The following is an 8,344-nucleotide window of genomic DNA, read 5'->3' as shown; positions in this document are numbered from 1 at the left end:
GTACCAGCGGCGCTTAGACACCGACCGCTCTACCAGGAGTTCCTTTCTCTCCAGCACCGCCCCACCACACAAACCAGTTCCAGAACAGGCTCTCACACGGCCGAGGTCACCAGCGCCTCCCCGCTACCGGTGCGCCCGAAGATCCGCAGTGCCGGCTCCTCGGGTGGTCGCCGGGTGGAGACGTCCAGCTCGCTGGCGGCATTGCCCGTCGAGGAGGTGATGTCGAGCTCGGCGTGGACGCCTTTGCGGATGCCTGCCCGGATCCCGCCGGAGCCGGTGATGAGTTCCACCTGGCCGGAGACGGCCTCGGCAACGATCATGTTTCCGCTGCCGGAGCGCACCAGCAGGTCGGCCTCGACCGTGCCGAGCCACACGTCACCGCTGCCGGTGACCACCGAGGACGGTGCCTGCAGGGAGGCGATCTCGATGTCGCCGCTGCCGCTGCGTGCCTCCACCCCGGCCGGCATCGCGCCGAGCCGGATCTGCCCGGAGCCGGTCCGGATCGTGGCACTTCCCGTGGTGCTGTCCGTGGACACGGCGCCGGAGCCGGTCTGGATCCGCATCTTCTCCGCCGTACCGGTGATCGATACCGGACCGGCCCCCGTGCGGATCCCCACCTGCGATTCCGCGGGTGCCTGGATCCGGATCGCCAGCGGGACGGTCCGCAGCGGCACGGTGCTCGGTGGGTGTACCGCCAGCCGGGTACCGGTCATGTCGATGCGGGTCTGGCGTACCGCCTCGGCATGCGCGTCGTCGAGGGCTCGTTCCTTGCCGCGCCCGTTGTCGCGGTCGGGAAAGCCCGTTTTGATTCCGCTGTCGCCGATCTGCTCGCTGACCCAGTTCAGCAGGCCGGTGAGCCCGCTGCGCCAGTCCGGCTGGCCGGAATCGGGGTCGTGTCGAACCTCCACGTGGACGCGTGCGGTCTCGAGCAGCTCGATCTCGACCGGACCGATGCTGTTGCTGATGTCCAGCTCGATCGGGCCCGGTACGTCGAAGTCCTGTATGCGCACCACATCGTCCGATGCGGCATCGGTGTCGTCTGCCATGTGCGTGTCGCTTTCTCGCTCGTGCGGGGATGCGCCCGAAAGGTGCCGGCCGGCTGTTCCTTATCCCTGGACCCAGCCGCGGATGCGGGTCCCCGGCCCTTCCGTGCGCTCTCCGCGCCTGCGGTTGCGGCCGCCGGACTGTCCCCACGGGCGCTGCCGTTGGTCGGATCCGCTGCGGGGGCGGTCCCACGCTGCCGTGGAGCGGCTGCCGTGCAGGGCGTTCTGCACGGCCTGGGCCACCCAGGTGTTCAAGGAGACTCCCTGGGTGGAGGCGGCCTGCTCGGCCTGGCCCTTGATCTCGTCGAGCAGCCGGAGCGTGATCCGGCTGATGTCACCGCCCTCCCCGATGGAGGGCGGCGGCGCCGGTTCCGTTCCGGAATCCTCGGGTTCGGCGCTCGATGGGGATCCCGTGACCACCACCCGGATATCCCGGCCGTCGAGCCGGACGTCGACGACCTGACCGTCGAGTTGGGTGGTGATCTCCGCGGCCAGATCGGACAGAGCGTTCATGAGCGCCAGCCGGGTGGCGGGCTCGACGGAGGCGGAGAGCGTGGCCGCCGTCTGCCGGGTCTGGTCGTCGCCTGCCGCGGCCGCGGTGGTGAGGTCCTCGCGGAGCTGGTTGATGTAGGGGCTCAGATCCATGACACCAATATGACGTCAAAGAAGGCGTCTGACAACCGTTCGGTGATGTCATCTGCGGCTCGCGGCCTTTCGTGCGAGCGGATCGCTGCCGGCGCCGCCCTGGTCGACTCTCGGTTTCGAGCACCTCGGTACCCTGCGGTGTGCGCAGAGCGGGGAGTCGTCGCCGGGCCGTGCCGAGGTTTGTTCGAGAAGCCCGGGACCGCGGTGATGTGCTGCTTCGCCCGAGCGGGCCCGGGTGCGGTGACAAGCTCCGGCGGTTCGGCGACCACCTGTGCGCGCTGTTGAAGCAGATTTTCGATGTGGAGCAGGAAGGGGTCACCCCGTGGCCGAGATCGTGCCGCCGAAGGTGCAATTGGTCGGCAAGACCGAGTTCTTCCCGCCGGAGGACGTGGACTGGTCGACCGATGCCGAGGGCGGCCAGGCACTGGCGGAGTTCGCCGGCCGTGCCTGCTACCAGTCGTGGAGCAAACCGAACCCCAAGACCGCGACCAACGCCGGCTACCTGTCCCACATCATGGAGGTGGGTCACCTGTCGGTGCTCGAACACGGCTCGGTCACCTTCTACCTGACCGGCATGTCCCGTTCGCTGACGCACGAACTCATCCGGCATCGCCACTTCTCCTTCTCGCAGCTGTCGCAGCGCTACGTGCCCGAAAGGGACGCGGCGATGGTCGAGCCGGACGTGATCGCCGAGGACTCGGAGCTGCACGAGAAGTTCGTGGCCGCGACCGAGGCGAGCCTGCAGGCCTACGCGGATCTGCATCAGGCCCTGCAGGACAAGTTCGCCGACGAGCCGAAGGCGACACTGCGGCGCAAGCAGGCACGCCAGGCGGCCCGCTCGGTGCTGCCCAACGCCACCGAGACCCGCATCGTGGTGACGGGGAACTACCGCGCGTGGCGGCACTTCATCGCGATGCGCGCCAGCGAGCATGCCGACGTGGAGATTCGTGCGCTGGCCGTGGAATGCCTGCGCCAGTTGCAGAAGGTGGCGGCGAACGTCTTCGGTGACTTCGAGATCACCACGCTGCGCGACGGCAGCGAGGTCGCTTCGAGCCCGTTCGTGACAGAGGGCTGAGCTCGCGTCGCGATACGGACATAACAGCTCGGAATCGTCCTGGGGACAGGGGTGGCCGAACCGCTCGCCGCGGCATTGGAATGACCGGGAACGTCTCCGACGAGATTCGTCGCGCCCGGACCGCGGTCCCGGTGCGGGCGAATCCGGCCCGTGCCGGTGACCCGGTGGTCCGGCGTTTTTCGTGGCCGTTCGCGTGGGGCGGCAGGCAAGTGCGGTGGAGGTCAGCACAGTGGTCGATCAGGCCGATGTCGGCCGACAGGAACGGGTGATCGGAGGTCGCTATGCGGTGACCGACGAGCTCGGACGCGGTGGGATGGGCATCGTGTGGCGGGCGTGGGACCAGGTCATCGGCCGCGAGGTGGCGATCAAGGAACTGCACCTGCCCGAGGGGGTTCCGCCGGAGGAACGCCAGGTCTACGAGGAGCGGGTGCTGCGGGAGGCGCGGACCGCGGGCCGGCTCAACGATCCCGCCGTGGTCACCGTCTACGACGTGCTCGCCGAGTCGGGCACGACCTACATCGTCATGGAGCTGGTCCGGGCTGTCACGCTCGGTGATCTGGTGGCGCAGCGTGGCCCCCTGCCCGTCGAGCAGGTGGCCTCGATCGCCCGCCAGGTGACCTCGGCGCTGGAGAACGCGCATGCGGCCGGGATCGTGCACCGCGACGTCAAGCCGGCCAACATCATGGTGGCCGAGGACCGGGTGAAGCTGACCGACTTCGGGATCGCGCAGACCCTGGACGACCCGAAGCTGACCACCAGCGGCGCCATCGTCGGTTCCCCGGCATTCATGGCACCCGAACGGCTGCAGGACGGCGAGGCCACCGCCGCCAGTGATCTCTGGTCGCTCGGGGCGACGTTGTTCTTCGCCCTGGAAGGGTGGCTGCCGTTCGACCGGCCCACGACGGCGGCCACGCTGCAGGCCGTGCTCAACGAGACTCCCCGGCTGAGCCGCCCCCACGGGGTGCTGGGCTCGGTGGTCACGGGCTTGCTGATCGGTGATCCACAGGCGCGGTTGAGCACGGTGCAGTTGCGTGCCCTGCTCGACAGCGCGGTCGGTTCGCAGCAAACCGGGCCGGACAGTGTCGCCACCGTCGCCGCCACCGCCGCCTACCCCGGTGTGTCACCGGCGACGAAGGTGCGGCGGCCGGGCAGGACCTGGATCACCGGCGCCGCGGCCGTGGCGGCCGTGGTGCTGTTCGCCGGAGGTGCTCTCGTCGGGCGCTTCGCGCTGACCCCGTCGAAGCCACCGGCGATGGCGTCGACCCTGACGTTCGGCGGGGGCGGGGACATCCGGTTCACCGGGATCGGGTCCGGAGACTGCGCCGGTGGCACGCTCGCTCCCGGCGCCAGGATCACGTCCGAGGACGAGGTGTCGTGCAGCGACCCGCACGATATCGAGGTGTACACCGACGGCGATGTGTTCGGCAGCAGTGCCGAGGAGATCTCCTATCCCGGTGAGGAGGCACTGAACCGGTTCGCGGAAGGACTGTGCTCGTCGTTCTTCTCCTCCGACCGGATCGTCACCCCCGGCAAGCAGAGCGTGTTGCGGTTTGCCGCGCTGGTTCCTTCGCGGAACACGTGGGAAGTGCGCAACCGCGTGCTGGCCGACGACAACGGCGACAACAACGATCGGGGACACCGGACCGTCTACTGTGCGCTGTACAGCGCGGAGGGGAAGCAGCTGCGGAGTTCGGCACAGGCTTCATAAGAAGGCGTGTGGATTGGTTTGCGTGGCGGTGTGGGTGGCGGAACCTCCGGCTGCGCCTCGCTCCGGGAGTCCCGACATCAGGTAGGGCGAACCCTGCGGCGCCGCCGGCAAGATCGGGATAGAGTGCTCCCATGAGTGTGGCCAGTGACGAACGCAGGCAGTTGTGCGACCTGTTCGACCAGCTCGGTCCGGATGCGCCGACGCTGTGTCACGGGTGGGAGACCCGCGACCTCGCGATCCATCTCGTCGTGCGCGAGCAGCGGCCGGACGCGCTGGCGGGGCGCTTCGTGCGAGCGCTGACCGAGCGCAGCGACCGGGTCGTGTCCGAGCTGCGCGAGCAGTCGTGGCCGGAGCTGGTCGACCGTGTGCGCCGGGGTGCGCCCAAGTGGAACCCGCTTGCCCTCGGCCCGGTGGACGAGGCCGTCAACAGCGCCGAGTTCTACGTGCACCACGAGGACGTGCGGCGCGCCCGGCCGGGCTGGCAGGAACGGCCCTCCGACCCGGCACGCGACGAGGTGCTGTGGAAGGCGCTGTCGCGGGTCGCGAAGTTCTTCTACGGGCGCAGCCCGGTGGGGGTGACCCTGCGCAGGCCCGAGGGGCACGAGATCGCGGCCAAGAGCGGCCCGCGCACCGTGCGCATTCACGGTGATCCCGGCGAGCTGCTCCTGCACGCGTTCTCCCGCCGCGAGAACCGGGCCACGGTCGAGGGCAACGAGGCCGACGTGCTCGCGATGGAGGATCTCCGCCGCAGCCTGTGAGGCGGCTCGTGGCCCGATCCTCGTGCGCGAGCGCACAGTCCGGCGCCGGAAAAACTCTCGTGTCGATCCGGGGTGGCGACGGAAGAACGAGCGGCTCCGTCCCCCGTTGCACGGGAGGTTTCCATGCCGGGGTCGGCGCGTTCGGCACCGATGCGCCGATGGTGGGTGCGGGCGCGCTGACCAGTGTGCTTACCAGGTAGCGTCAAGACTATGACCGTCTGTCCCACTGCCACCGAAGGCCGTCCGTTCGGCCGAGTCCTGACCGCCATGGTGACCCCGTTCGACGCGGAGGGGAAGCTGGATCTGGACTTGGCGCAGGATCTGGCCGCCTACCTGGTCGACACCGTCGGCAATGACGGGTTGGTCGTCAACGGCACGACGGGGGAGAGCCCCACGACCACCGACGACGAGAAGGAACAACTGCTGCGTGCGGTCGTCGAAGCGGTCGGGGACCGTGCGACCGTGGTCGCGGGTGCGGGCACGAACGACACCGCGCATTCGGTGGAGCTCGCACGCGGGGCCGAGAAGGCGGGTGCGCACGGCCTGCTGGTGGTCACGCCGTACTACTCGCGCCCCCCGCAGGAGGGCTTGTACTCGCACTTCACCACCGTTGCCGACGCGACCGAGCTGCCGGTGATGCTCTACGACATCCCGCCGCGCTCGGTCGTGCCGATCCAGACCGATACCCTCAAGCGCCTCGCCGAGCACCCGCGGATCAAGGCGGTCAAGGATTCCAAGCACGATCTGCTGGCGGGCAGCGACGTGATCGCCAACTCCGGCCTCGCCTACTACAGCGGGGAGGACCCGCTGAACCTGCCGTGGCTGTCGGTGGGTGCCGTGGGCTTCGTCAGCGTGGTGGGGCACGTGGTCGGCGATCGGCTCCGGCAGATGCTCGACACCTACGAGGCGGGGGACGTCGCCGGTGCCCGGGAGATCCACCACGGGCTCCTGCCGGTGTACCGGTCGATGAACTTCGTGGGCGGGGTCATCTTCTCCAAGACCGCGATGCGGTTGTGCGGTTACGAAACGGGCCAGCCCCGGTTGCCGCTGCCGGCCGCCACGGACGAACAGGTGCGCATCATCACCAGTGATCTGTGGGATGCTGGTCTCGTCCTGGTCAATCCCGACGCCGCAGCCGAGGTGACATCGCGTTGAGCGCACGCGCCACGTCGACCGAGAACCATCCCGTCGCACCGACTGCCGCGGTGCCTCCACCACCTCTGGCCGAGGGCGCCCTGCGCGTGGTTGCGCTCGGCGGCATCGGTGAGGTCGGACGCAACATGGCCGTGTTCGAGTACGAAGGCCGGTTGCTGATCGTGGACTGCGGGGTGCTGTTCCCGGAGGACGACGCGCCCGGGGTGGATCTGATCCTGCCCGATTTCGGCGCGATCGAGAACCGCCTCGATGAGGTCGAGGCGATCGTGGTCACCCACGGGCACGAGGACCACATCGGCGCCGTGCCGTTCCTGCTGCGGCTGCGGCCGGACATACCGGTGGTGGGTTCGAAGTTCACCCTCGCGCTGCTGGAAGCCAAGTGCAAAGAGCACCGCCTGGAGCCCACCCTCGTCGAGGTGGCCGAGGGGCAGCACAGCAGCCACGGTGCGTTCGACCTGGAGTTCTTCGCGGTCAACCACTCGATCCCGGACGCGCTGGCCGTGGGCATCCGCACCCCGGCCGGTACGGTCCTGCACACCGGGGACATCAAGCTCGACCAGCTTCCTCTCGACGGCAGGCTGACCGATCTGGCCGGGTTCTCCCGGCTCGGCGACGAGGGTGTGGACCTGTTCCTGGTCGACTCGACCAATGCCGAGGTTCCGGGAGTGGTCACCCCGGAGCGCGAGATCGGCCCGGTGCTGGACTCGGTGGTCGGCGAGGCGACCCAGCGGTTGATCGTGGCGTGTTTCGCCAGCCACGTGCACCGCGTGCAGCAGGTTCTCGATGTCGCCGCCAAGCGTGGCCGCAAGGTGTGCTTCGTGGGCCGTTCGATGGTGCGCAACATGGGCATCGCGGCCGACCAGGGCATTCTGCGGGTGCCGGACGGGCTGCTGGTGGATCTCGACGATGCCCTGGCGATGCCCCCGGAGATGGTGCTGTTCGTCTCGACCGGCTCCCAGGGCGAGCCGTTGTCGGCGCTGTCGCGGATGGCTCGCGGTGAGCACAAGCAGATCAAGATCCGTCCCGGGGACACCGTGGTGCTGGCCAGTTCGCTGATCCCCGGCAACGAGACCGCCGTGTTCGGGGTCGTCAACGGGTTGGTTCGCCTGGGTGCCGAGGTGGTGCACCAGGGTGGGGCGAAGGTGCACGTCTCCGGGCACGCCTCGGCGGGGGAGCTGCTGTACCTGTACAACGCGGTCCGGCCGAGCAATGTCATGCCCGTGCACGGCGAGTGGCGGCATCTGCGTGCGAATGCGGACCTGGCGACGCTGACGGGCGTGCCTGCGGATCGCGTGGTGATCGCCGAGGACGGGGTCGTGGTGGATCTCGTGGACGGCATCGCCAGTATCGCCGGGCGTCACGAGATCGGCCACGTCTACGTCGACGGTCTGTCGGTCGGCGATGTCGGCGAGTCGACCCTGTCGGACCGGCTGGTCCTCGGTGAGGGCGGGTTCATCTCGATCACGGTGGCGGTCGACGCCACCACCGGCAGGGCGGTGTCGGCCCCGACGATTTCCGGGCGCGGCTTCTCCGACGACCCGAAGGCGCTCGACGACGTGGTGCCGCTGGTGGAGATGGAGCTCTCGCGCACCGAGTCGGAGGGCATCGTCGACACCCATCGGATCGCCCAGTCCGTGCGCCGCACGGTCGGCAAGTGGGTGGCCGACACCTATCGCAGGCGTCCGATGATCGTGCCGAACGTTCTGCCCGTCGATTCGTGAGAATTTTGCTTTTCTTCGTTCGTGCGCTTTCATTCTCGGGAGTGAAAGCGCACGAACAAGTGGCTCCGTGTGCGGTGGTACTCGGTGAGTTCGCTTCATCTGTGCAGATCGGTTGTCCTCTATGGTGTGACAGAGCGAGCGGAGTTCCGGGTGTGATGCCAGGGTGAGTCCGTCGGCCGGTGATACGGGTTCTTTCGGGGATGCGTGGGGAGGGAACCCGTGCCGGTGCGATGTATCCG

7 protein-coding genes are annotated in these 8,344 nt (G+C 68.7%); 5 read left to right on the top strand and 2 right to left on the bottom strand.

Annotated features, from left to right (window positions below; genetic code table 11):
- Window positions 1–92: 92 nt before the first annotated feature.
- Window positions 93–1,046, bottom strand: coding sequence for a DUF4097 family beta strand repeat-containing protein (locus tag DFQ14_RS13095; protein WP_114453517.1), 954 nt, complete (start codon window positions 1,044–1,046; stop codon window positions 93–95).
- Window positions 1,047–1,106: 60 nt separating this feature from the next.
- Window positions 1,107–1,688 carry a toxin-antitoxin system HicB family antitoxin gene (locus tag DFQ14_RS13090; RefSeq protein WP_114453516.1) on the bottom strand — a complete coding sequence of 194 codons (582 nt, stop codon included), beginning with the start codon at window positions 1,686–1,688 and terminating at the stop codon, window positions 1,107–1,109.
- Window positions 1,689–2,010: 322 nt separating this feature from the next.
- On the opposite strand from DFQ14_RS13090, the gene thyX reads away from it, so the two are divergent.
- The 5 genes from thyX to DFQ14_RS13065 all read left to right on the top strand — a co-directional run bounded on the left by thyX (window position 2,011) and on the right by DFQ14_RS13065 (window position 8,105).
- Complete coding sequence (gene thyX, locus DFQ14_RS13085) at window positions 2,011–2,763, top strand: FAD-dependent thymidylate synthase (RefSeq protein WP_114453515.1); 753 nt, start codon at window positions 2,011–2,013, stop codon at window positions 2,761–2,763.
- 214 nt (window positions 2,764–2,977) lie between these two features.
- Entirely contained in the window at window positions 2,978–4,471 is a 1,494-nt protein-coding gene (locus DFQ14_RS13080; RefSeq protein ID WP_246195488.1) for a serine/threonine-protein kinase, read from the top strand.
- Window positions 4,472–4,602: 131 nt separating this feature from the next.
- Complete coding sequence (locus DFQ14_RS13075) at window positions 4,603–5,229, top strand: TIGR03085 family metal-binding protein (RefSeq protein WP_114453513.1); 627 nt, start codon at window positions 4,603–4,605, stop codon at window positions 5,227–5,229.
- A gap of 210 nt (window positions 5,230–5,439) precedes the next feature.
- Window positions 5,440–6,384 (top strand): 4-hydroxy-tetrahydrodipicolinate synthase, encoded by a 945-nt coding sequence (gene dapA / locus DFQ14_RS13070; RefSeq protein WP_114453512.1) that lies wholly within the window; start codon window positions 5,440–5,442, stop codon window positions 6,382–6,384.
- Window positions 6,381–8,105, top strand: coding sequence for a ribonuclease J (locus DFQ14_RS13065; protein ID WP_114453511.1), 1,725 nt, complete (start codon window positions 6,381–6,383; stop codon window positions 8,103–8,105). Before dapA ends, DFQ14_RS13065 begins: the two co-directional genes overlap by 4 nt.
- Window positions 8,106–8,344: the final 239 nt, after the last annotated feature.

The organism is Halopolyspora algeriensis, assembly GCF_003337235.1.
Lineage (GTDB): Bacteria > Actinomycetota > Actinomycetes > Mycobacteriales > Pseudonocardiaceae > Haloactinomyces > Haloactinomyces algeriensis.
Note: the sequence above shows the minus strand (reverse complement) of the source record. Positions and strands in the feature narration are given on the sequence as shown.